25 protein-coding genes and 1 riboswitch are annotated in these 25,196 nt (G+C 37.9%); of the genes, 20 read left to right on the top strand and 5 right to left on the bottom strand.

The features are described from left to right. Positions 1-218 precede the first annotated feature (218 nt). The 12 genes from ACFQ19_RS04045 (at position 219) to ACFQ19_RS04100 (ending at position 13,531) form a co-directional block, all read left to right on the top strand. A complete protein-coding gene (locus ACFQ19_RS04045; protein WP_379590758.1) occupies positions 219-1,025 on the top strand; it encodes an alpha/beta fold hydrolase in 807 nt (268 codons plus the stop codon). Between the two features lie 282 nt (positions 1,026-1,307). After that, the gene (gene murB / locus ACFQ19_RS04050) at positions 1,308-2,237 is read left to right on the top strand and encodes a UDP-N-acetylmuramate dehydrogenase (protein ID WP_379590759.1); all 930 of its coding nucleotides are present in this window, start codon (positions 1,308-1,310) and stop codon (positions 2,235-2,237) included. Positions 2,238-2,383: 146 nt separating this feature from the next. Continuing rightward, a riboswitch (PreQ1 riboswitch) is annotated at positions 2,384-2,430 on the top strand. Positions 2,431-2,526: 96 nt separating this feature from the next. Further along, positions 2,527-3,024, top strand: a complete 498-nt coding sequence (queF, locus tag ACFQ19_RS04055) for a preQ(1) synthase (protein WP_379590760.1) — start codon at positions 2,527-2,529, stop codon at positions 3,022-3,024. A gap of 47 nt (positions 3,025-3,071) precedes the next feature. Next, positions 3,072-3,707 carry a queuosine precursor transporter gene (locus ACFQ19_RS04060; protein WP_379590762.1) on the top strand — a complete coding sequence of 212 codons (636 nt, stop codon included), beginning with the start codon at positions 3,072-3,074 and terminating at the stop codon, positions 3,705-3,707. 185 nt (positions 3,708-3,892) lie between these two features. After that, positions 3,893-4,765 carry a LysR family transcriptional regulator gene (locus tag ACFQ19_RS04065; protein ID WP_379590764.1) on the top strand — a complete coding sequence of 291 codons (873 nt, stop codon included), beginning with the start codon at positions 3,893-3,895 and terminating at the stop codon, positions 4,763-4,765. A 149-nt stretch (positions 4,766-4,914) separates the two neighbouring features. Further along, positions 4,915-7,623, top strand: a complete 2,709-nt coding sequence (gene acnA, locus ACFQ19_RS04070; RefSeq protein WP_379590765.1) for an aconitate hydratase AcnA — start codon at positions 4,915-4,917, stop codon at positions 7,621-7,623. A gap of 24 nt (positions 7,624-7,647) precedes the next feature. Then, the gene (locus tag ACFQ19_RS04075) at positions 7,648-8,526 is read left to right on the top strand and encodes a LysR family transcriptional regulator (RefSeq protein WP_379590766.1); all 879 of its coding nucleotides are present in this window, start codon (positions 7,648-7,650) and stop codon (positions 8,524-8,526) included. Next, positions 8,526-9,143, top strand: coding sequence for an RraA family protein (locus tag ACFQ19_RS04080; protein WP_379590768.1), 618 nt, complete (start codon positions 8,526-8,528; stop codon positions 9,141-9,143). The genes ACFQ19_RS04075 and ACFQ19_RS04080 overlap by 1 nt, the downstream gene beginning before the upstream one ends. A gap of 97 nt (positions 9,144-9,240) precedes the next feature. Next, a complete protein-coding gene (locus tag ACFQ19_RS04085) occupies positions 9,241-10,257 on the top strand; it encodes a tripartite tricarboxylate transporter substrate binding protein (protein WP_379590769.1) in 1,017 nt (338 codons plus the stop codon). A gap of 102 nt (positions 10,258-10,359) precedes the next feature. Beyond that, positions 10,360-10,818 carry a tripartite tricarboxylate transporter TctB family protein gene (locus ACFQ19_RS04090; RefSeq protein WP_379590770.1) on the top strand — a complete coding sequence of 153 codons (459 nt, stop codon included), beginning with the start codon at positions 10,360-10,362 and terminating at the stop codon, positions 10,816-10,818. A gap of 16 nt (positions 10,819-10,834) precedes the next feature. Continuing rightward, positions 10,835-12,328 (top strand): tripartite tricarboxylate transporter permease, encoded by a 1,494-nt coding sequence (locus tag ACFQ19_RS04095; RefSeq protein WP_379590771.1) that lies wholly within the window; start codon positions 10,835-10,837, stop codon positions 12,326-12,328. Positions 12,329-12,460: 132 nt separating this feature from the next. After that, on the top strand, positions 12,461-13,531 hold the full coding sequence (locus ACFQ19_RS04100) for an isocitrate/isopropylmalate dehydrogenase family protein (RefSeq protein WP_379590772.1): 1,071 nt from the start codon (positions 12,461-12,463) through the stop codon (positions 13,529-13,531). A 195-nt stretch (positions 13,532-13,726) separates the two neighbouring features. Here the strand turns inward: ACFQ19_RS04100 and ACFQ19_RS04105 are convergent, their stop codons facing one another. The 4 genes from ACFQ19_RS04105 to ehuB form a co-directional block, all read right to left on the bottom strand. Then, positions 13,727-14,497: an amino acid ABC transporter ATP-binding protein gene (locus tag ACFQ19_RS04105; protein ID WP_379590774.1), complete on the bottom strand. Its 771-nt coding sequence runs from the start codon at positions 14,495-14,497 to the stop codon at positions 13,727-13,729. Continuing rightward, on the bottom strand, positions 14,497-15,210 hold the full coding sequence (gene ehuD / locus ACFQ19_RS04110) for an ectoine/hydroxyectoine ABC transporter permease subunit EhuD (RefSeq protein ID WP_379590775.1): 714 nt from the start codon (positions 15,208-15,210) through the stop codon (positions 14,497-14,499). Before ehuD ends, ACFQ19_RS04105 begins: the two co-directional genes overlap by 1 nt. Then, entirely contained in the window at positions 15,210-15,887 is a 678-nt protein-coding gene (locus ACFQ19_RS04115; protein WP_379590776.1) for an amino acid ABC transporter permease, read from the bottom strand. The genes ehuD and ACFQ19_RS04115 overlap by 1 nt, the downstream gene beginning before the upstream one ends. A 124-nt stretch (positions 15,888-16,011) precedes the next feature. Then, a complete protein-coding gene (gene ehuB, locus ACFQ19_RS04120) occupies positions 16,012-16,872 on the bottom strand; it encodes an ectoine/hydroxyectoine ABC transporter substrate-binding protein EhuB (RefSeq protein ID WP_379590777.1) in 861 nt (286 codons plus the stop codon). A gap of 334 nt (positions 16,873-17,206) precedes the next feature. On the opposite strand from ehuB, the gene ytzI reads away from it, so the two are divergent. From ytzI to ACFQ19_RS04145, 5 genes are all read left to right on the top strand, one after another. Continuing rightward, the gene (ytzI, locus tag ACFQ19_RS04125; protein WP_379590778.1) at positions 17,207-17,383 is read left to right on the top strand and encodes a YtzI protein; all 177 of its coding nucleotides are present in this window, start codon (positions 17,207-17,209) and stop codon (positions 17,381-17,383) included. A gap of 24 nt (positions 17,384-17,407) precedes the next feature. Then, complete coding sequence (locus ACFQ19_RS04130; protein WP_379590779.1) at positions 17,408-17,680, top strand: DUF1565 domain-containing protein; 273 nt, start codon at positions 17,408-17,410, stop codon at positions 17,678-17,680. A 24-nt stretch (positions 17,681-17,704) separates the two neighbouring features. After that, positions 17,705-18,112 (top strand): hypothetical protein, encoded by a 408-nt coding sequence (locus ACFQ19_RS04135; protein ID WP_379590780.1) that lies wholly within the window; start codon positions 17,705-17,707, stop codon positions 18,110-18,112. A 7-nt stretch (positions 18,113-18,119) separates the two neighbouring features. Further along, positions 18,120-18,728, top strand: a complete 609-nt coding sequence (locus tag ACFQ19_RS04140; RefSeq protein ID WP_379590781.1) for a right-handed parallel beta-helix repeat-containing protein — start codon at positions 18,120-18,122, stop codon at positions 18,726-18,728. A gap of 156 nt (positions 18,729-18,884) precedes the next feature. Further along, on the top strand, positions 18,885-19,193 hold the full coding sequence (locus tag ACFQ19_RS04145; RefSeq protein ID WP_379590782.1) for a hypothetical protein: 309 nt from the start codon (positions 18,885-18,887) through the stop codon (positions 19,191-19,193). A 179-nt stretch (positions 19,194-19,372) separates the two neighbouring features. On the opposite strand, the gene ACFQ19_RS04150 is transcribed toward ACFQ19_RS04145, so the two are convergent. Continuing rightward, positions 19,373-19,930, bottom strand: a complete 558-nt coding sequence (locus tag ACFQ19_RS04150; protein WP_379590783.1) for a M15 family metallopeptidase — start codon at positions 19,928-19,930, stop codon at positions 19,373-19,375. A 416-nt stretch (positions 19,931-20,346) separates the two neighbouring features. Between ACFQ19_RS04150 and ACFQ19_RS04155 the strand changes: the two genes are divergently transcribed. The 3 genes from ACFQ19_RS04155 (at position 20,347) to ACFQ19_RS04165 (ending at position 24,001) form a co-directional block, all read left to right on the top strand. Then, positions 20,347-20,829, top strand: coding sequence for a DUF456 domain-containing protein (locus tag ACFQ19_RS04155; RefSeq protein ID WP_379590784.1), 483 nt, complete (start codon positions 20,347-20,349; stop codon positions 20,827-20,829). Between the two features lie 394 nt (positions 20,830-21,223). Next, complete coding sequence (gene proS, locus ACFQ19_RS04160) at positions 21,224-22,660, top strand: proline--tRNA ligase (protein ID WP_379590785.1); 1,437 nt, start codon at positions 21,224-21,226, stop codon at positions 22,658-22,660. A 165-nt stretch (positions 22,661-22,825) separates the two neighbouring features. Continuing rightward, entirely contained in the window at positions 22,826-24,001 is a 1,176-nt protein-coding gene (locus ACFQ19_RS04165; RefSeq protein ID WP_379590786.1) for a M20 family metallopeptidase, read from the top strand. Positions 24,002-25,196 lie beyond the last annotated feature (1,195 nt).

Consider the following 25,196-nt stretch of genomic DNA (forward strand, 5'->3'; position numbering starts at 1 on the left):
TCTTATTCACCCTGGAACAGCAGGTTTTCTATTTTATTTTAGCTTCTGCTGTTTCCGCTGTTTATATTTTAGACAAAAAGATATGTCGGTACTGTAAAAAAATGAATACATAAAGCATTAGAAGGGTGTCCCGAAAAGGGAACGATGTTATAATAGCTACGTGCTTTTGATTATGTTACACACACAGATTTACAATAGAAATTGAGGGAAATAAATACATGAAAAAGCAGATTATCATTATTACTTTAAGTGTACTCATTGTCAGCGGTGCTGCTTTGAGTGTTTACTTTTATCAAAAGGACGAAACACAAGCTGGAGAATATACAGGGGCACCCACTGTTTTTATACATGGATATAAAGGAACGGAAAATTCATTTGGTTATATGCTGGATCGCTTTGAAAATATACATCGATGGGGAAATAAAGGTTTTATTTACTATGTGAAGGAAAATGGTGACATTGTCGATTATAACTTAAATAATGGAAGATATGCGCCGACATTTGTGCAGATTGTGTTAGAAGATAACCGTGCCAGTTTTAAAGATAGTACAGAATGGGTTGCGAAAGTGCTGCGCCATCTAAAGAATAATTATCGTGTGGAAGATGTGAATTTAATTGGACATTCAATGGGCGGTATCTTAGCAGTGAAATATACAATGGAATATACAAGAAACGAATACCCGACAGTAAATAAACTTGTGGCAATAGGCAGTCCATTTGATGGTATTTATAATGAAGGCTATTTTGAACTTCATCAGGATGCTGCAGCGGAGGATTTGAAGCCGGATTCGCATGCTTTAAATATGCTGCGGGAGAATATGTTTCCGGCAGATGTAAATGTGTACAGTATTGCCAGTACGGGAGATTCTGTTGCCGTGCCAGAAAGTGTCAAAACACTGAGATATTTGATACCGGAGAAAAATTTTCAAGAGACCATTATTGATGATCCGCACCTTACACACAGTGCTTTGCATGAAAGCCTGCAAATTGATGAATTGATTCATAGCTTTTTGTGGCAAGATTAATCAGATTCAACTACAATAGTATAGGATTGAATTATCAGCATAAGATTCATTTTATAACGGAGAACCGCCCATAAAATGCCCGCCTCCAAATACAGAGAGAGAATAAATGTATTTAGGCGGAAGATAACAGGCGCTAACTCCCTGAATCACGCAGGCTAATCATTCTGTGGAAGAAAAGCAAAAACTCCTTCAGAATGAAGTTTCGTTTTATATAGCTTTGAAAGTACGAATAACAAAGTCAAAAAAGCTTCATCGCTTTTGACAAATTAAAGGATTGATAGCATGAATAATTACCGACATCTCTATGAACGATTAAGTCAACATACGGATAAAAATAACGTCCTGGTGGATGAGCCGATTAGAAAACATACGTATACGAGATTAGGCGGCACGGCGGATTTTTATATAACGCCGTCTGCTTATGAAGAAGTGCAGGCGATCATCCGTTTTGCCAACCAGGAAAATGTACCATTTACAATGCTCGGAAATGGCTCCAATTTGATTGTGAAAGATGGAGGCATCCGCGGAATTGTGATGAATTTGCAACAGCTGTCATCGATTTGGAGAGAAGAGGAGAAGGTTATCTCCCAAAGCGGCGCAAGGATTATTGACGCATCGCGTTTCGCTTTAGAAGAAGAGCTTGCCGGATTAGAGTTTGCTTGTGGTATTCCAGGTTCAGTCGGCGGAGCATTGTATATGAACGCCGGGGCATACGGAGGAGAAATTAAAGATGCATTGGAAAGTGCAGTGGTTGTAACAAGAGATGGTGATCTGCTAAAGTTAACTGCCGATCAATTAGACCTCAGCTATCGCACAAGTAATATTCCGGATAATGGATATATTGTTTTAGAGGCAACATTCGCCTTAAAACTTGGAAATAAGGAAGAAATTAAAGAAGCAATGGATGATCTTACATATAAAAGAGAGTCCAAACAGCCGCTTGAATACCCGTCTTGCGGCAGTGTATTCAAACGTCCGCCTGGATTTTTTGCCGGAAAACTGATTCAAGACAGTAATCTTCAAGGAAAGAAAATCGGTGGAGCAGAAGTATCTACTAAACATGCTGGCTTTATTGTTAATAAAAATAATGCAACAGCATCGGAATATATTTCATTAATTGAATTTGTTCAGGAGACGGTCAAAGAAAAGTTTGCTGTGCAATTAGAACGTGAAGTACGGATTATTGGTGAAGACAGAGAAGAAAACAGGTGATAGAAAAATTCCGGGTTTAAAAGCTGATACCCGGAATTTTTTTACGAGGGCAATAATTAGTGATGTTTCACGAAGAATTGTCGCACAAAACAAGATTGACAGCCCAAAGGTTCCTTTTTATAATAGGTAGTGTTAATTTCAATCAACAGGTAGAGGTTCTTAGCATTAACCCTCTATAAAAAACTAAGGACAACTTGTGATTATCCAGTCATGTTCCTTAGGGGCATGGCTTTTTTGTGTTTAAAGCATGAAAAGACCAACAGATGTATACCAAAGGAGGTGAAGCAGCATGGCAGGAAGAAGTGAGAAAGAACTAAAAGAAATGGATTTATTGGGAAATCAGGAGACTGCCTATGCTTTTAATTATACACCGGAAGTGTTAGAAACATTTGATAACCAGCATCCTGACCGGAATTATTTTGTCAAATTAAACTGTCCGGAATTTACAACGCTTTGTCCCAAAACAAATCAACCTGATTTTGGAACCATTTATATCAGCTATATTCCGGATATTAAAATGGTAGAAAGCAAATCATTAAAATTATATTTATTCAGTTTCCGGAATCACGGTGATTTCCATGAAGATTGTGTCAATATTATTATGAATGATTTAATCGATTTGATGGATCCGCGTTATATTGAAGTGAGAGGGAAATTCACGCCGCGCGGAGGCATTTCCATTGATCCTTATTGCAATTATGGAAAGCCGGGAACAAAATTTGAAACGATGGCGGAAAATCGGTTAATGCAGCATGATATGTATCCGGAAAAGGTAGATAATCGATAGAGGGAAACGTTAGATCCTTGCACCTGTGAAGAGAAGGGAACAGGATAATGTATATTTATTTTAATGCTATTTTTGTCGGCTTGTTATTATTGTCGAACATTTTATCAGTGAAATTATTTCAAATGGGAAGCATCGTGTTGCCTGCAGCAGCGATTGTTTATGTGGTTACCTATCTGATGACGGATGTTATTGGGGAAGTGTATGGAAAGGATGCAGCCAGAAAAACGGTACAAGCCGGATTTTTCACACAAATCATTGCAATGCTATTTATCTATATTTCCATTCAACTTCCGCCGGCAGCCGATTTTCAATCACAGGCGGCTTTTGAAGAGATTTTTAGCGGTAGCTTCCGGATTATTATTGCAAGCCTTGTTTCTTATTTTGTCAGCCAGCACTTGGATGTCTCCATTTTTCATACTTTAAAAGAGCGGCATGGAAGAAAAAAGCTGTGGCTGCGTAATAATTTATCAACGATGATCAGCCAGCTTTTTGATACCGTCCTGTTTATTATTATTGCTTTTTGGGGAGTTGTTCCGACATCCGTTCTGCTGGGAATGATTGTCTCGCAATATATATGGAAATTTACCGTTGCGGCGGTTGATACACCATTTGCGTATTTACTTGTCCGCTGGGCGCGTAAATATGAGGCAAAACATCAAACAGCGTTATTGGAAGCATCCTGATATCTCATAAAAGACCAGCTAGTGAAAAAACTAGCTGGTCTTTTATGAGAAGAAAGAGAATATAGGATAGTAATTCTCCATTTTTAATAGCGTTTAATCATCACTTTTCTTAAGAATTTTTCATTCATGCTTTTATTGATGTAATATAAAATAATAAAGATAATTAGTTGAAAGGAAGTGGGGAAGTGGACCAAAAGGATTGGGAAATCTTATGGATGATAAAAAAAGAAGGCAATATTTCAAAAGCAGCGAAGAAGTTATTTATGACACAGCCCGCAGTAACTGTAAGAATTAAAAAAATGGAAAAAGAATTAAACGTAAATATCGTATACCAGATGAATCGCGGTGCTCAACTAACACCACAGGGAGAATATTTAGCAGAACAGGCTTTAGATTATTTGAAACAAATAGAAGAGCTTAAGGGTTTCTTATCTAGTATGAGGGAACCGCTTGTTGGAACATTGAAAATTGGAGTTTCCAATTTTATGACGAGATATAAGATTCCTGATATTTTACAGCAATTTAAAGAAAAACATCCGTTAGTTCAATTTAATGTTACCAGCGGTTTTAGCAGTGAAATATTCAAAATGATGCAGGATCAGGATATTCACATTAGTTTTGTGAGGGGAGATTATGCCTGGCGAGACCACAAACATTTATTATTTGAAGAACCAATATGTGTAGCCTCAATGAATAAAATTAATTTGGAAACTCTACCTGATACGCCTCGAATTGAATATAAAACTGATTATAAATTAAAGGAACTAATTGATACATGGTGGTTAGAAAATTATATACAAGCACCAAATATCCATATGGTTGTCGGGCAAACGGACATATGTAAAGCAATGTTGAATCAAGGTCTTGGTTATGCTATTTTACCTAAATTGGTAGTTAATGATATTCCTAATGTTTATAAGATAAATCTAAAAGATAAAAATAATAATCCAGTAGCACGTTCTTCCTGGATGCTTTATAAAGAGCAATCATTTCAGCTCAATATCGTTAGGACATTTGTAGATTTTATCAAAACCATTGATTTTCAAGAGCCCATATAATAGTGATCTAATTAGTTGGATGTATTTACGTATCAATGTTATTCTTTTTATTTATGTTTATTTATAAAAAATCGATACTTCAATTATGACTGCGCTTACATTAAACTGATGATAATCAAATTTGAAATAAATCATAGGGGAGTATTTTTATGAATGAAGAACTGCTCTTGGAAAATAAAGACAGATTTACACTTAAGGGGAAGAGTTATCATTATTATTCATTAAAAAAGCTAGCTGCAGAAATGGGAAAAGATTTTTCTCGATTGCCATATAGTATAAAAGTTATTTTAGAAGCAGCACTTAGAAATATAGACGGCAAGAAAATAACAAAAAATCATGTATATCAATTAGCCAGTTGGGCTGATGAAAAAGAAGGAAAAAAGGAGGTGCCATTTAAACCATATCGGGTCTTATTACATGATACGACTGGCATTCCTGCAATTGTTGACCTTGCATTACTCAGGGATGCAGTAAATGAGTTAGGTGAAGATGTAGGTATAGTTAATCCGAAAATTCCAGTAGATTTAGTTGTAGATCATTCTGTAATGGTAGATTTTGCAGGGGCAGAAAATGCAAGAAGACTAAATGAAAAACGTGAATTTGAAAGAAATAGAGAAAGATTTCAATTCCTAAAATGGGCACAATCTAATTTTGATAATTTACGTGTTTTTCCACCTTCTTCAGGGATTATGCACCAAATCAATTTAGAGTATTTATCTAAAGTGGCTGTTATAGAAGAACAAGATGATGAGACGATTATCTTTCCAGATTCGTTGGTTGGTGCTGACTCCCATACGACAATGATTAATGGTTTAGGAATTGTAGGATATGGCGTAGGCGGTATTGAAGCAGAAGCAGCTATGCTTGGCGATCCACTTTATCTTCTAAGTCCAGAAGTAATTGGATTTAAATTAACAGGTTATTTACCTGAAGGTGCCACTGCAACGGATCTCGCGTTAACTATTACAAACATGCTTAGGGAAAAAAATGTTGTTGGAAAATTTGTTGAATTTTATGGACCAGGAGTGAAGTCACTAACTGTATTCGATCGTTCAACTATATCCAATATGGCACCGGAATCAGGTTCAACAATATCCTATTTTCCTGTTGATGATGAGACGTTGAATTATCTTCGTATGATTGGTCACAGTGAAGAAAAAATTGATTTAATCAAGACCTATTATCAAGAGCAGAATATGTTTTATGAAATAGGAACAAGTTACCCTGCATATTCGGATACGATTGAACTCGACCTCTCATCAGTGGTAACTACGCTAGCTGGTCCGAAAAGACCACAGGATCGCGTCGATTTAACAGATATGAAGCAAAGTTTTAAAAATCAATTGCGCAAATCTGTTTCAGACGGAGGATATGAATTAACAGATGAAGCTATTGAGAAGGAAGTTATTGTCGAAGGAGAAGTTTTAAAAACGGGTAGTGTCGCTATTGCGGCAATTACAAGCTGTACGAATACTTCTAATCCGAATGTAATGATTGGTGCAGGACTCATCGCAAAAAAAGCCTTTGAAAAAAAATTAATGAAACCTAACTATGTTAAGGCCTCTTTAACACCAGGATCCAAAGTAGTTACCGATTATTTACAAAAATCAGGATTACTCACTTATTTGGAACAGTTAGGGTTCAACATAGCAGGTTATGGATGTGCGACATGTATTGGTAACTCAGGTGAGTTATTTGATTCTGTAGACGAAGCAGTTACTCAAAATGACTTAACAGTAACATCGGTATTATCGGGAAACCGTAATTTTGAAGGTAGAATTCATCCAAAGGTAAAAGCAAACTATCTTGCATCGCCTCCTCTCGTTGTTGCATATGCACTTTCAGGAACAGTAAATATTGATTTTCATAACGAACCTGTTGGCTATGATGACAAAAATCAGCCAGTTTACTTAAGGGATATTTGGCCGACTTCAAAGGAAATTGACAAAGTACGCATGCAATCGCTTGAGTCAGGGATGTTTAAAAAGAGGTATCATAACATTTTTTCCATTAATGATGACTGGAATAATTTAGAGATATCGGAGAATCAATTATATCAATGGGAGCCATCGTCAACCTATATTAGAAAGCCTCCATTTATTGAACACGAAGTTATTCAGCAATCAAATTTAGAAGGAACGAGAATGCTTTTAATGTTGGGTGATTCGATTACAACGGACCATATTTCTCCAGCTGGAAGGATAAAAATGCATGGACCAGCAGGAGAATATCTGAAAGAAAACGGCGTAAGCCCAAGACACTTTAATTCTTATCCTTCTAGACGTGGAAATTTCGAAGTAATGCATCGGGCAGCTTTTGCCAATGTACGTTTGCGAAATCAAATTGTACCAGAAATGGAGGGAGGGTATACAACATATTTTCCTGCAAATGAGACTATGACAGTTTTCGAAGCTTCTGAACGTTATAAACAGGATGGTACTCCGCTTACCATTGTTGCAGGAAAAGAATATGGTACTGGAAGCTCAAGAGACTGGGCAGCTAAAGGGACATTACTTTTAGGGGTGAAGACAGTAATTGCTGAAAGCTTTGAAAGAATCCACCGTAGTAATTTAGTAGGGATGGGGGTACTGCCATTGCAATTTATGGAAGGAATCAGTAAGGAAACATTACATTTATCCGGAAGTGAAACTTTCTATTTCACCAATCAATTGAAATCATTGTATCCAGGTAAAACAGTCAAAGTAAAAGCTGTTCGGGAGAACGGCGAGTCCTTTTACTTTGAGACGATTGCTCGTTTAGATAATGAAGTAGACGTTGAATACTACGATAATGGTGGAATTCTGCCAACTATTGTACAGACATATGCAGGTAAAGGAAATAAGATTTTTGAACATTAATTTTAGCTAAGGAGGAGTAAATTTTTGGACGACATTGACTGGAATATCATCAAAAGTCTGTATATAAATAAAAATGTTACGCAAACAGCCAAGGAATTCTATATATCCCAGCCTTCCCTTACGAAAAAGGTTAAAAAAATAGAAAATGAGTTTCATATAAAGATATATGATAGAAAAAGTCAAGGTATTGTGTTTACAAGAGAGGGGGAATTTTTAGCATTAAAAGCAAGTGATATTGATCAGAAACTAAAAAGAATTAAAGAAGAGACTGCAGCCATGAATGAAAATATGAAAGGTAAATTAAACATTGGTGTCAGCAATCATTTTGCCAAATATCATCTGCCGTCTATTTTACGGGATTTCCAATCGGTATACCCAGAAGTGGAATTTAATATCCGGAGTGGCTGGGGGACAGAAATATCGCATCTAATAAATACAGAAAATATTCATATTGGCTTTATCAGGGGAGATTATGATTGGGCAGGAAGTAAATATTTACTATTTAAAGATCCGATGAGTTTATTTTCAAAGAATGAGATTGATTTATCAACACTTCCAACAGAGCCGAGAATTGATTATCAGTCTGGATTTGCTCTTAGATCACTAATTGAAACTTGGTGGAGTGATCATTACGAGACACCGCCAACAGTCGGTATGATGGTGGATAGTGTAGAAGCTTGTAAAGAGATGGTAATCAAGGGGCTGGGATATGCAATCCTTCCTGCTTCCATTATGGAAGGTCAAAAGGAAATATATCGGGTTGATTTGTTTGATAAGAATAAAAAGGCAATGGATACGAACACATGGATGTATTATTCAGAAGCATTATTAGATACAAAAATTGTATCTGAATTTGTTGACTTCGTAAAAAAACATGAAAACAAAACGAAAGGGGTAGAATGATGTCTATTAATTATGTAGATGAATTTTCAAAAATACCAACTACCTGTGCATCAGATGCGCTAAAGGGCAACTATACGATGGATTTTTCCATTAAAGCCTTAGAGAATAAAACAGTTGTTGGAAGAGCGTATACGGTTAAAATCCCAAAAGGACAAAACAGGGAAGTCTTAAAAGCGATTAAAGAAGCAAATGTTGGTGATGTACTTGTTATTGATGCAGAAGATGATACTTCAAAAGCGATTGCAGGAGATTTTATTTTAGGTATGGCTAAAACATTGGGGATTAAAGGCGTAGTGACTAATGGGGTAATTCGAGATATAGAAGACATCAAAGAATTGGATTTTCCGTTATTTTGTAAAGGAACAACTGCCAATGCTGGAAGCAAGTCGGACGAGGGTGATTCTAATGTTCCAATAAGTTGTGGCGGCGTTACAGTGAACCCGGGAGATATGATTGTTGGGGATAGTGATGGTGTCGTTGTCGTTCCGAAAGAATTAGAAGCAGAAGTATTGGAAAAGGCGAAGAAGAAGCTTCAAAAAGATGCAGAGCGAGAAGCAAAAGTTTCCAACAATGTTCAAGCAATTCATGAATATATAGATAATATTTTGTGTGAATAAAGCAAAGGTTTGAAAGTGCTTTATGCAGAAATAATGCAGTAATTACATGTTCACAAGGGATTTTGATTGTAAATATTAAAAAGGAGAGGGATTTGTAATGAAGAAGCCTTTATTATTGCTATTGTTATTGCTTTTAATGGTGTTTGTGACTGCATGCGGAAACGTTGGAGACGGGCAAGCTAGTGGAGAAGAAGAGGCAGGCGCAAGCTGGGAGCCGGAAGAACCAATTGAGTTTGTTGCTCCAGCTGGAGCAGGGGGAGGATATGATACAACAGCTAGAATGTCAGCGCAGGCGTTTGCTGACGCAGGAATTATTGATCAGAGTATCGGAGTAGTGAATAAAGAAGGCGGAGGCGGAGCTGTGGGATGGTCATATGTAGCTGGATTAGAAAGCAACCCACACCATTTATTTGTTACCTCTCCACCATTTTTACTCGTACCATTAAATGGCCAATCAGAGTACGGTTATGAGGACTTTACGCCGATTGCGAATTTGATTGCAGATTATCCAGCTTTTGCTGTGGCAGCTGATGCAGAGTGGGATGATCTAAATGAACTTTTTGATGATATGAAAGAAGATCCTTCAAGTATCACAGTAGTTGGTACTTCGTCACCTGGAAGTATGGACCACGTTGCGTTTGCAATGCTAGCAAAAGAAGCAGGTGTTGATATTACACAATTGAAATATGTATCTGCTCAAGACAACGCTGGATTAACTCAGTTGTTAAATGGAAGCGCTGACGTATTCTCTACAGGTGTTGCTGAAACAGCAGAACAAGCAAGGGCGGGAAATATTAAAGTATTGGCTGTTACTTCTGAAGAGAGATTAGAAGGAGAAACATTAGAAGATTTTCCAACGGTAACCGAGCAAGGATTTGAAACTTCTGTTATTAACTGGCGTGGATTCTTTGGTCCGCCAAACATGCCTGAAGAAGCAATTGCTTATTATGAAGAGAAATTTAAAGAATTAAGCGATTCGGAAGAGTTTGCTGAAATTCGTCAGCAGTTTGGATGGGATGAAATGTATATGGACAGTGAAGAAACGAAAGCATATTTAGACGAACAAAATGCAGAGTTTGAAGTAATTCTAAATGAATTAGGAATTGAAGATTAAAAAATGTAAGTACAGCACAATAGAGGCTATCGTCAATATGGCTTGACGGTAGCCGAATTATCTTAATTATCCAAAATATATTTTTAGAATGGTGGTGTTACTATGTTGAACACGATGAATAAGCGTTTAAGTGTTATTTTACTTATTATAGCTATAGGCTATCTTATACTGACATATCAACTGCCATCTTATGGTTATACAGAGGTAGATGCAGATGCCATTCCAAACGTGTTGGGGTGGGTGTTAGTTGTATTAGCAATAGGATTGTACTTCACCAAGGATTCTGAGACAGAAGAACAAAAAAAGCGAAGAGATATTCCTAAGAAAGAAGTTTTTGTTTTACTAGCAGTTGCTGTCTTTTTATTAATATATATCATGTTTCTAGAATTCTTGGGTTTTGTACTAATGACATCATTGTTTATTTTCTTTTGTTCATGGTTCCTAGGCTATAAAAAATATATAACTAATGTCATCGTATCTGTCCTATTTCCAGTATTTATGTATCTCATGTTTACCGAATTTTTAAAAGTTAGTTTACCACAAGGGATATTGCCGTTTTGAGGAGGGAATTTAAATAATGGGATCTTTAGATGGAATTTTAACTGGTTTTCAGACAGCATTTAGTTTAGAAGGAATTATGTTCGTAATGATTGGTGTAGTTGTGGGTACATTTATTGGGATGTTACCAGGTTTAGGGCCGATAACTGCCATAGCAGTCATGATTCCGATTACATTTGGTATGGGATCAACTGCTGCATTAATTATGATGGCTGGTGTATATTATGGAGCAGTTTTTGGCGGGTCAACGTCTTCTATATTATTAAACGCTCCTGGAGTGGCAGGTACTGTAGCTACTTCCTTTGATGGATACCCGATGGCACAACGGGGGGAGGCTGGAAAGGCACTTGCGATAGCAGCAATAGCATCGTTCGTCGGCGGAACAGTCAGTGTCGTTTTATTAATGCTCTTAGCTCCTGCATTATCTAGTGTAGCAGTGGCATTTGGCCCTCCTGCATATTTTGCACTGATGTTAATGGGTCTAACTGCAATAACGAGTTTATCTGAGGGTTCGACCATTAAAGCTTTAATTTCTGCAGTTATTGGATTTATGATTGTGACTATTGGGATTGATCCGCAAACTGGTACACAACGTTTTACATTTGGAAATGTCAATTTACTAGATGGTATTGATTTTTTGATTATCGCGTTAGGTTTATTTGCTCTGGCTGAGGTGTGTACATTGATTATAAATAGAAAAGATCAAACAATAAAAAATGCACATCAACTGGGCAGTTTGCGCCTTACGAAAGAAGATTTCAGTGAAATGAAAGGCCCAATGACAAGACAATCATTTTTAGGGTTTATTCTTGGAGTATTACCTGGAGCAGGAGCAACAATCGCTTCATTTATCGCTTATATTTCTGAGAAGAAAATATCTAAAAAACCAGAAGAATTTGGAAAAGGATCCGTAAAAGGTGTTGCGGCCCCTGAAACAGCTAATAACGCTGCAACCAGTGGTGCATTTGTACCGTTGTTAAGTCTTGGTATACCTGGTTCTGGTACAACTGCTGTCATGCTTGGAGCTTTTATTGTATTAGGCGTTCAGCCAGGACCATTATTAATGACAGATAGTCCAGAAATATTCTGGGGTGTTATTGCAAGTATGTATATAGGGAATATATTTCTTTTAATTTTAAATCTACCATTAATTCCGTACTTAGCTAAAATATTAAAAATACCACGTCCGTTATTGATTTCTTTGGTAATGATGTTTAGTGTAATCGGTGTTTATGCAATCAGCTTTAACACATTCGACTTATATATGTTATTACTATTTGGGATAATGGGATTCCTGATGAGATTATTTTCTTTTCCTGCTCCGCCATTAATTTTAGCGTTTATCCTAGGTGGAATGATGGAGAACTCATTGAGACAGTCATTAGTAAGTTCGAATGGTAGTTTGATGGTTTTTGTGAATGATCCGATTGCTTTTACATTGCTAGTAATAGCGGCTCTTACGTTTGTTTTTCCTCTTATAAGTCAAATAAGAAAAAGAAAAGGGTCATACTAATAAAATTGATATAGTAGAAAACGATTTTTTAAAAGTTTATATTTCATTTATTTCAAATTATTTTCATATTTCTTGTTATTTTGGCAGCCCTTTTTGAGTAATGAAACTAATAATTAAAGGAGAAATGTAAAAATGAACCAGTACAAAATTGGAGTTCTATATGGAGATGGGATAGGCCCGGAAATTGTAAAGTCAACTGTTAAGGTGGTTACAGCTGCTTGTAGGCACTTAAGGCATGATATTGTAAGTTGGAAGTATCTTCCTATTGGATGGGAAGCTATAGATAAAGTTAATACACCAGTGCCATTAAATACCAAAGAAGCTTTAATTAAACTTGATGGTTGGATTATGGGTCCTCATGATTCGGCTTCCTATCCGGATAAATATAAAGAGTTGAGAAACCCTAGCGGAGAGTTGCGTTATGTTTTTGATTTGTTTGCAAATATTAGACCCGCCAAATCAATTGCAGGGGTCGAGGGTCTGGTTAATGATGCTGATCTTGTTATCTATAGGGAAAATACGGAAGGTTTTTATCCGGATCGAAATATGCATGCAGGAGTAGGAGAGTGGAAAGTTACCCCAGATGTTGCAATATCTGCAGGAGTTTTCACAAGGAAAGCAATTACGAGAATAGCAGTGGCAGCTTTTGAGGCAGCAATGAGTAGAAAGAAGAAAGTTACGATTGTACACAAGGCGAATGTAATTAAACTTGGAACAGGTATGTTTAAAGAAGTCTGTTTAGAAGTTGCCCGCGATTATCCAGAAGTTAAGGTGGATGATTACCATATTGATGCAATGACTGCTCATCTTGTAAGAAACATTTCCGAATTCGATGTAATTGTCACAGAGAATATGTTTGGTGATATCTTATCGGATTTATCAGGAGAGTTGGCAGGCAGCTTAGGACTGGCACCTTCGATTAACACGAATAACCATCAGGTAATGGCACAGGCAACTCATGGATCAGCTCCAGAGATAGCTGGTCAAAATAAAGCAAACCCTGTCGGAATGCTATTATCAACAGTAATGATGCTAGAATGGCTTGCTGTACATCATAAAGATAAAGAGTTAAGGAAGCTTGCTAATTTGATTGAACAAAGTATATTTTACGTTATCGAAAAAGGAATAAAAACTTCTGACCTAAATGGAACGGAAACAACAGCTTCTTTTACAAAAGCTGTTATCGATAAAATGAAAGAATAATGAAATTATATTTTTCTTTGTATTTCAAGGTATATATAATATTTGTACAAACATTCATTATAAATGAACAAAACCAGTCAGATACTTTTACTGACTGGTCTTCTATTAGGTGCGAAAGTTGAGTAATAATAAAATGTACATATAAAAAAGCAGCCAGATTTTATTGTCTGGCTGGGGAGTATGAAAAACTTTCTCTTATCCTCTAAAACGCTGCAGGAATGATTGGACACGAGGATTCTCTGAATGCTCGATAACTTCACTTGCTGTTCCTTGCTCTGCAATAACTCCTTCATCTAAAAAGAGGACTTTATCCGCTATATCTAGAGCAAAGTCCATCTCGTGTGTAACAAGGATCATTGCCATATCATCATTTTCTGCAATATCACGAATAACATTTAGTACTTCACCAACAAGTTCAGGGTCAAGTGCAGAGGTAACCTCATCAAATAACATGATTTTTGGACGCATCACAAGCGCACGAGCCATAGCTACACGCTGTTTTTGCCCCCCGGAGAGCTGATTTGGATAGTTATCCAGCTTATCTCCGAGTCCTACGCGATCTAACATTTCCATGGAACGTCTTTTTACATCATTTTTTTCTTCTTTTTTGACATGAACGGGAGCAGTCATACAATTTTCTAAAATGGTCATATGTGGAAATAGATTGAAATGCTGAAATACCATTCCAATATCGCTGCGGACGGATCGCAGGTGACTTTCATTAGCATGAATGAACTTGTTGTTCTTCTCCATTTTCCACAGATTACGACCATCCACGATAATGTCGCCGGCTGTTGGTTGCTCCAGTGTCATCAGCAGACGGATAATGGTTGTTTTTCCGGATCCGCTTGGACCAATGACAGCTACTTTTTCAGCTGGATGTATATCTAAATCAATTCCTTTCAGCACTTCTACATCACCAAAGGATTTATGGACATCTTGATAGGTAACGATTGGATCAGCCATTATTGCATTGCTCCTTTATCTCTTATGATTTGATTTTTATCGAGCCTTTTATTAAATCGATTCTCTAATTTTTTAATCAATACTGCAGAAGGATAGCTTAGTACTAAGAAGATAATCCCGACAATAGTTAATGGTTCAAGGTAAGACCAGTTTTCCGCACCATATGATCTGGCAAGCAGCATAATACCAGCTACGCCGATGGTAGATGCTAACGGAACTTCTTTAAACATAATGATAAAGTAATTTCCGAGCATTGGAATCGTCGGTGGAATTGCTTGCGGTAAAATAATCTTTCGCCATTTATCCCATGTGGAAATATTTAATGCAGTAGAAGCCTCCCATTGTCCTTTATCTACATTTTCAATTCCAGAACGGTAAATTTCACCAATATAGGTACTGAAGTGTATGCCAAGTCCTATTACGGCACAAGCGAATGGATGAAGAGATATACCAATATAAGGTATCACCGGTAATGCGTAATAAATGAAAAATAATTGGACGAGTGGAGGGGTAGAGCGTATGAATTCCATTATCCAAGTAACGATAAAATGAATAAAACGATTGGGAAGACGCCGTAAGAATGTCCACAAGAAACCAAAAACTAAAGCAAAGAAATAGCTGGCCAATGTCAGGCCAATGGTAATACCAAGTCCTTGTAATACTACTGGTAATGCATCGAAAAATGTATCCCAGTTCCAATAATTGAGATTCATTAGCTAGCTACCCCCTTCTTCGCAATTTTTTCAGCCTTCCTGGTAAGGAAAATCAAGGGAAGTGCTAAAATGAAATAGAATATAAGTGCCATTAAATAAATCAGCGGCGATAATGATAAGCTGGTGCTTCGCATAACATCTCCATAATATAAGATATCTGTTAAACCAATTAAAGAGACGAGAGAGGTCCCTTTTAAAATTTGAATTGTATAGTTACCGAATTCCGGAAGCATCATACGTACTGCCTGTGGGAAAATTATGAGACGCATTCTTTGGAAAGAAGACATATTTAAAGCAGTCGCTGCTTCATACTGTCCTTGCGCTACGGATAAAATAGAGCTTCGGACGACTTCTGAAAGATACGCACCATAATTTAATCCGATGGCAATAACGCCAATCCACCAATTGGAACCAAGATTGATACCAAATAGCATCGGTACAGCATAGTACAACCAGAATAATTGAACAATCAAGGAAGTTCCGCGGAAAACCTCCACATAAAATCCGGTTATTTTTCGTAATAAAAAATTATTGGAAAGCCGGCATAGTCCTGCTATAAATGACATGATATATGAAAATAATGCGGCAGCAATTAAAATGGTTACTGTTATTTGAACACCACGCAATAATTGCGGGGTAATCTCTAATATCGCACTAATGGTAACTACCTCCTTCATTAACGTTAGGTGTGAAATTTGATAGTTGTTTTCATTTGTCTGTTAAAAAGAAAGATAGGGCGCTCCTTGCGTAAAGGAACCGCCCTATGGAGTCGGAAAATATCTGTTTCGTCCTCTTTTAAGGTTAATACTCCCCTTGACATACTTGCTCCGCTGTTACAGAGCCAGCTTCCACAAAATTACTCTCCGGGTTGAATCCATTTTCCTCAAGCAATTCAGCAACAGTGCCGTCTTCTTTTAACTCTTCTAATTTTTCGTTATAGGCATCACGTAGTTCTTCGTTTTCCAAACTGAATGCCGCAGCTCCATAGCTCGGTACACCATCAATATTTTCCGGTTGTTCAAAGCTTTCGATAAGCTCTAAATCCTCTGTGTCAGCAGATTCAAAAGCCATTCGTACAGTCATTTCCGTACCAGTTGTTGCATCAGCACGTCCTGCTTGAATAGCAGAGAAGGTTGCTGGAATATCAGAAGCTGTAATGATTTGATCGTCCTCTACCCCTTCTGATTTTAAAAATTCAATTTCGGTAGCACCTTCCATAACAACTACTGTCACATCCGGGTTATCTGCAATATCTTCATAGCTTTCAAGAGACAGTGGATTACCTGCTTCGACGACAAGCCCTTCTCCGTATACCATTTCCGGCTCACCGAAAAGTGCATTTTCACAACGTTCCGGGTTGATAGCCATACCTGCAGTTACCACATCAAACTGCCCTGCTTGTACTCCGGGTATCAGTTCACCAAAGTCAGATAGTTGCCCTTCTACATTATCCACTCCAAGCTCGGCAAAAACTGCTGTAGCAATATCAACTGCTGCCCCTTTTAATTCACCATCTTCTTCATAAGCATATGGTGCTTCATTGGCGAAACCGACTTCGACAGTGCCGGAATCCTGAATGCTTTCCAAACCATCATCTGAGCCGCAAGCAGCCAGAAATACTAGAAATAAAACCGAGCCAATAAGTATTATTTTATTCTTCAACTAAATGCTCCCCCTTAAAAATCAATATGATAATAAAAAATGTTGATTAATAATGTCGCTATTCTTTGAAAAAAGAATATTACATGAAATCAACATGAGTTAACAAATATATTACAGAGAAAGAAAAAGATTCTCAAACTTCATATTTTAACAAAAATATGGTTTATTTACCGTTTCGTAGGATTGTAGGCAAATAACTTCAGAATACCAACATATGCAGGATTATAGTTTCATATTCTCTCTATAACTAAAAACACTATTAAAGCAAAATGAATTGAAAAGGGATACAGAATTTAATAGTATAGAAGGTAAGAAGGGGGGATGGAGGTATATGATGGGGTCTTATATCGCAGTAATTGCAGTGTCTGTCATTGTGGTTGCAATGGTTGTTATTTTATCTTTAGTTACTTTATCAAAAGGATATGGCTATAAGCATAAAATAGATCCGCTTCCTGGTGAAGAAGAGAAGAAGGATAATGACCGTGCTGAAGAGAAACAAAAAAAGAAATGAAATAAGTCTATTTAGGAGAAAACCATGAAGAAAATGGGATTATTAATGATAATAGCATGTACAGTTGCTGGTGTTTTAATTGTTTTTTATTTGCATCAAGTTACAAACCAAGCAATCTACGTAGCGATGTATGAAAACGATCAACATGAGGGTACATTGGAACATCCTTTTCAAAACATTGCTAAAGCCAGTTCGGAAGCAGACGCAGGCACCACTGTATATATCCGTGAAGGGACATATGAAGAGTCACTGGTTGTCCAGCATAGTGGCACGAAGCACAAGCCGATTATCTTTTAAGCGTATGAAGCGGAAGAAGTTATAATGGATGGCGAGAATTTGAATGGCACAGATGGAAAGCATGCGCTTGTTGTTTTAGAAAATAAGAATTACATAAACATAGAAGGACTAACTATCGAAAATGTAACGACAGATATAATAGATGAAACCGTAATGGAGATTTTTATCAGCGGTGCCAGCAGTCATATTACGGTGAAGGATAATACAGTCAAAGGAATAAAAACGGAACATGAGGAAGGAAATGGTGGACACGGAATTGCGGTCTATGGCACAGGTTTGATGAATGATATAAATATCATACATAAAACTACTGAGGATTTAAAGCTGGGCACCAGTGAATCGATTGTGTTAAATGGAGTTATTAATGGGTTTATGATAGATGGGAATAGGGTTTTGTACAGTGATAATATCGGAATTGATCTGATAGGATAAGAAGGGGTTGAAGATAATCCTGCTGCTAATTATGTTCGTAATGGAACCGTACAAAATAATACAGTTCATCATATTTCCTCTTACAAATCCAGCGTACGATGGCGGGTACAGTGCGGCGGCTGTTTATGTAGATGGTGGAAAAGATATCCTTATAAGAAAAAATGAATTATATGAGAATGATATAGGTATTGAAGCTACTTCAGAACACGCTGGGAAATATGCCGAGGATATTCAAATGACAGAAAATCGAATTTCCAATAACAATTATACTGGAATAGCTATTGGCGGCTATGATGAAAATAGAGGTGGCACTCACAATACGTTTTATCAAAATGACACGAAAGACTTAGATGGTGGACAGCTTTTGCTACAGTATAATGTACACGATAATGAGATAAAGGAAAATAGATTTACTGTCAGTCCGTCACACATTTTCATTGCGAATTTCTTTCAAGAAAACAGAGATAATTATTTGGGTGAAAATATTTATTATAATAGTGAACAGGACAAAGAAGGCATCTGGATTTGGAAGGAATGGGAGTATAACTCTTTTTCTGCATTTAAAGAAGCTTCCGAAAGTAATGAAACCTCACAATATATGGATGAAGAGAAATGAAGGGGGTTTCGCTATTTTTTTAGAGGATGCTTTTTAATAAAAAATATTAGGCAGTTTTGGTGAAGAAATGTAGTTTTATTCGATCGCTTTTAATTTAAATGAGAAGTTTTAGTCCTTCCAAAATAGGTAATATTTCTATAAGGGAGGTTTTCCAAGATGGCACGAAAAAAATACTTTGTAACAGTGGATACAGAAGAAATTAGGGAGGTTTCGCTCCCTGACAAAGGCATTGAGTATGAAATATATGCTACGCCAGACGAGGCAAAAGAAATTGAACTGATGTTTACGAGAAAAGAAAAAAATGCAAAAGAAGCTATTAAATTTTTAGAAAAGCCCTTTGATGAATGGGGCGCCGATGCAAAACGAAATAACTACGAATCGTATCTGATAGGTATTTACCGTAAATTGTATGAACTGGGAACGGATAAAACCAAAAATGCAATAGAAGAACTTGATTTGTTTTAAATGTGGATTTGGAAAATTTTTAGAAAACCAAAGAAATTCAGACAGCCACAAGTATCTCGTTCTGACTGAATTTCTTTTTTGGTGTATAAGGATAATATTTCCATACTGAAATTTAGCGTGTCTTTTGTATGGAACTTTTCTTCATCCTTTTCGATAAAATAGAGGTCGGAATGATTTGCTTAATCCTCTTCAACAGGAGGACGGTAACTCCGCTCCAATTCAGAAATGCTCAGACCGAATGTCATTTGCAGGTGAGGGTAGTCGGGAAATCGGTTAAAATCACCGCCCCATTCAAATCCTAGATCTTTTGCAATGTCGGCCACTTCAAACCAGTCCGATTCCCCGTTGTCATTTCCATCGTAATGGATATCCCAGATAATTTCTCCGTCATGATCTCGAATGGCATAGTCCACAGCCAGTCCATAATTATGATAGCTTTCGCCCGCTCTGGCATGGGTTACGATATCTCTGTCATCTTCTCTTCCTCTGGCATACAACGCTTCCTGCTCTTCATCTGTACGTAATCCGTCTGTAATCACAACTTCTATATCTATATCATCAGCACGATCAATTAATGTTTCTACTGCCTCCTGCACTTCGGGGTGAAGATTCGTAATCTCTTCTCCTTCTTCCGCTTTGTCATAATCGGGTTTTGTCAGCTGATAAAGCCAGAAAAAGAAACCTATAAAAAGAATGATGACCAGCCAGGAAAGCGTAAAATGCTTGAAAGCTTTCATTCGATATGTCGAACTCCTTTAGTAAAAATTCTCTCTTATTTAGGATAACATGAAGCCCCTTTTGAGGAAGAGTTAAACAGCTTAAGAAACGTGTTTGTCATAATATGGAACCAGCGAATTGATTCTTGCCATTACAAAACATATAATAAAGAAAATGAAACAGAATTATTTACCCTTTTGCAACAGATTATCTTGTTATCGGTGACCTGTTCACATATTTGTCCTTTTTGATAACCAGCTATTGTTGAACCTGTACTAGTTATGATGTCTTGAACATTGCTATCTATATACAACACCTGGAAAACAATCGCAGCATTCTATGAAAGGAAGAAACGATGCTGTCCAATATGTTTAAAAAGAATGCTTAAAGAGAATGATGAAGAAGGCACAGTTTTTGATGGAGGAGCGTGCAAGCATTGGATATTTTATTATGGAGTCTTATCATTATATTATTTATCGCCAGTTTTGTGGGAATTATTTTTCCGGTGATTCCATCTGTGGTCGTTATATGGGGCGGTTTTTTCATCTATTATTTCTTTATAAATAATGATTCCCTGAATTGGTGGTTCTGGACAGGAATGATTGTCATTACCATTATTCTGTTAGCAGCGGATATCATTGCCAACAGTTATTTTGTGAAAAAATTTGGCGGCAGTAAAGCGGGTGAAAGAGGAGCAGCTGTAGCGGTTATATTCGGTTCTTTTATTACACCGCCATTTGGCATTATTTATATTCCATTTTTAACGGTTCTCGTGATTGAAATGATACAGCGGAGAACAGTAAGAGAAGCTATACGGGCGTCAATCGGTTCTTTTTTAGGATTCTTAGGCGGATCTGTCGCGAAAATTGTTTTACAGTTGATTATGATTATCTGGTTTTTTATCGCAATCTGGATTTAATCAGAAAAAATCATTCGCTTCTTGACTTTCACTTATGAGAAATATATATTAAAAACATAGTTGAAATGTTGACGGAGAATAGTACGTTGTAAATGTCTAACACAGAGAGAAAAAGAAAGCTGAGACTTTTTCATAGACAGACAAGGGAACCTGCCTCTCGAGTTCGCCATCTAAGGAGCGGAAACTCTGAAATTGGCGCGGTTTTAGACCGTTATCTAATGAAGTGTATATATGCACTGTGATGTCTGAAAATGAATTGTCAGCAGTTGCTATATAAGCAAGGGTGGTACCACCTGACCTCGGTCCCTTTGACAGGATGGAGGATTTTTTGCGTTTTTTGTGTTTGTACTGTTTGAAATAATAGAAGAGCAAAATAAGAAAGAGGTGCTTACTTTTGGGTAAGAAAAATAAACAATTTGTAGAGAAAATTACAGCGATGGAAGACGATTTCGCACAGTGGTATACAGACGTTGTGAAGCAGGCTGAGCTTGTAGACTATGGCCAAGTGCGCGGAACTATGATTATTAAGCCTTATGGCTATGCAATCTGGGAAAATATTAAAGACGAATTGGATAGAATGTTTAAAGAAACAGGACATACCAATGTGGCTTTCCCGCTTTTTATTCCGGAAAGTTTGCTGCAAAAAGAGAAAGACCACGTAGAAGGATTTGCCCCTGAAGTTGCTTGGGTAACGCATGGCGGGGACGAGGAATTAACAGAGCGTATTGCTGTACGTCCGACTTCTGAGGTGCTTTTCTGTGATTATTATTCCAATAACATTCACTCTTATCGTGATCTGCCAAAACTGTATAATCAATGGTCCAATGTTGTCCGTTGGGAAAAAACAACAAGACCATTCCTGCGTTCTTCCGAGTTTCATTGGCAGGAAGGGCACACAGCTCATGCGACACATGAAGATGCGAGCGAAGAAACAAACCAGATGCTTGACATTTATGCTAATCTGGTGGAAGACTATTTAGCAATTCCTGTGCTGAAAGGAACAAAAACAGATAAAGAAAAATTTGCAGGAGCTGAATTTACTTTAACGATTGAAGCATTAATGCATGATGGAAAAGCGTTACAATCGGCGACGTCCCATCATTTTGGTTCTGGTTTTGCAGAAGCATTTGATATTACGTACCTGGATGAAAACGGAGAAAGTCAATTTGTTCATCAAACTTCCTGGGGATTATCTACCCGTATTATGGGAGCATTGATTATGGCGCATGGGGATAACCGCGGATTAGTTGTTCCTCCAAAGGTTGCGCCGACACAGGCAATGATTGTTCCGATTGCGCAGCACAAAGAAGGGGTATTGGATAAAGCGTATGATTTACGTGACCAGTTAGCCGGTATTGCTCGCGTAGATATTGACGGCAGTGACAAAATGCCGGGCTGGAAATTTAATGAATATGAAATGAAAGGCATTCCGGTCCGTATCGAAATGGGACCAAAGGATATTGAGAAAGAACAAGTTGTTCTTGTCCGCCGTGATACAGGAGAAAAAGAATTTGTCGCTTTGGCAGATGTAGAAGAGCGGCTTGCTGCCTTACTGGATGAAGTACAGGCAAGCCTTTATAATCGGGCTCTGGAGCATCGTGAGGAGATGACACATACTGCCAAGGACATGGATGAGTTCAAAACGGAAATTGAAAAAGGCGGATTTGTCAAAGCAATGTGGTGTGGAGATGTTGCTTGTGAAGAAAAGATTAAAGAAGAAACATCAGCAACCTCCCGTTGTATTCCGTTTGAAAGCGAAAGCGTATCAGATAAATGTGTATGCTGTGGAAAAGAAGCAAAAGAATTGGTTTATTGGGCAAGAGCTTATTAATGAAACAAAGAAAACAGATTGAGTATACATCGATATCTCAATCTGTTTTCTTATGGAAAATTATCAGAAAATAGATTATTTATCGTGGTTCTTGAATATCTTTGCAAAAATATGTTATAAATATACATATTGATTAATATATATACATTAAATGAGGGAAGAATAATGAAAGCAAATTTAAAAAAGGAATTAGATAAAATTATCCATGATTTAACCAGTTTGAGCGGTACCATTTTTAATAATCCAGAATTGGGTGATCAAGAATATGAATCAATGAAGCTGTTAACCGATTATTTAACAGCTCACCAATTTGATGTTGAAAAAGGAATTGTAGACCGTGATACTGCCTTTAAAGCAACCTATACAAGCGGAAAGCCTGGACCGGCGATTGCCTATTTGGCTGAATATGATGCACTTCCAGGAATTGGGCACGGCTGCGGGCATAATTTAATTGGAACAATGAGCGTCGGCGCCGGCATCGTGTTAAGTAAAGTCATAGATGAAATTGGCGGTACTGTTCATGTATTTGGTACACCAGCTGAAGAAACAAATGGAGCAAAAGTACCAATGAGTGAGCAGGGCGTACTTGATGGTCTCGATGCGGCGATGATTTTACATCCCAGTGATGTTTCGCAGGAAAGCGGCGATTCCTTAGCTATGGATGCGATTCAATTCGAATATCACGGGAAAACAGCACATGCTGCAGCTTCTCCAGAAGAGGGAATCAATGCATTGGACAGTGTGCTGCAGTTATTTAACGGCATTAATGCATTAAGACAGCATGTTAAATCAGATGTCCGTATCCATGGTGTGATTCCGGAGGGCGGAGAAGCGGCGAATGTCGTTCCTGATAAAGCAGTGGCCCAATTTTATGTCCGAGCAGCGGATCGTTCGTATCTGAATGAAGTAGTAGAGAAGGTTAAAAATATTGCAGAAGGTGCTGCTTCCATGACAGGTGCAACGCTCGACATATCCAATTATGAATTAAGTTATGATGATATGACGACAAATAAAGTGTTATCCGATTTATTTACCGCAAATTTAAAAGAGACCAGCAGACTTCCTGTGTACAGTTCAAAAGAAAGCTATGGATCAATTGATATGGGGAATGTCAGCCAAGTGGTTCCGGCCATCCATCCGTATATCGGTTTAAATAAAGAGGGTATCATCCCGCATACGAAAGAGTTTGCAGACCAAACGATAACCGAAGATGGACACGCAGCTTTATATGAAGGTGCATTATCAATGGCCAAAACAGGCTATGATTTATTGGCAAATGAAGATGTGCTGCAGGCAATGAAAGAAGCATTTAACAAAGATACAGAAAAGGCGTCTGTTTAATAACAAACGCCTTTTGTGCCTAAGAATAAGCATATAAACCGTGCTGTTCTTGCATGCCCTCTATTATCATGCTTGTTTTGAGTTAAAGTGTCCTGCTATTTTTTTGAACAGGGTATGGTGTACAGCTCCCGCTCCGGCCGACCACTCCGCTTTCCATGGGGACGGCTTCAGCTAACTTGAAAAGAAGACCGCTTTTCAAGTGGATCTTCAGCTCGCCCTGTTCCCATAGGAGTCTCCGTGGTTGGCCTGCGCTCTAATAGGATTCTACAGCGCTTGTAAGAAATAACATTTTGATGAAGTTAGATGAAATAATCGCTTTTTAACCTCAATAATCTATCATTATGTTGTTACCAATGGTTCGCTTAACAGTTCAAATCATAACAACATGGATCGTTCATATCGAGAAAGGCTTCCATGCACAGAAAGAAACGATTGCTGAACATTTTACCATGCACCACGAGAAATGTGTTTTGTCTGATCTATTTGTATTTGTTCAGCTATGTCAATCGTATAGAACATCCCACTAGCGAAGGCGGACCGTTTTGACTCCTGAAAGGAAAGCGGAAAGCGTCGTTTAAAAACGTAACAACTGCGCCCCCGATCTTTGGGGGTGGTTCGACCTTGGTCGAACTTCCATCACTTATGAGATAAAGGAATCACCGTGAGTTTACGAACGGATGATGACTTTCACCCGCGGGGCACGACGGACACGACGTCCTAGTATCGACGTTGGTCACAGGACGTGACCGTTCTTAGTCGATGAAAGTGCGACTTTAGCTCTGTCTGCGCCTGTCGGCTTGCCAATCGCTAAGTCTTCTTTATCGTAGGGCGCTCTCGGGAAGTTGTCTAGTTTTTGACGCTTGTAGCTGGACGAGGGATCAGCACCATCTGAAGATGCCCTTTTGCCAAGCGCTCTTCTTGGCAAAAGTTAGCTGAAGAGCGTGCCCCTAGGCAGACTAAAGTCGCAACGTCCTGGGGTTGCGCTTACTCACCCCATCAAAACCGTTGTTGCAACGTCTGCACTAGTGCAGAACGGCTGAATTCACTCCCCCTTCCATGTTATTCTTGACTTGTAAAAAATAACCAAGGGGATGAATGGAAATGGTTAAGCAAGCTGTCGAGATAAAACTAAGTGAAAAACAACATAAAATACTTGAAAAAATGTTTAGGGGTAGCCACACGCCCCTCCATTTTA

The organism is Oceanobacillus locisalsi (assembly GCF_042675985.1).
Lineage (GTDB): Bacteria > Bacillota > Bacilli > Bacillales > Amphibacillaceae > Oceanobacillus > Oceanobacillus locisalsi.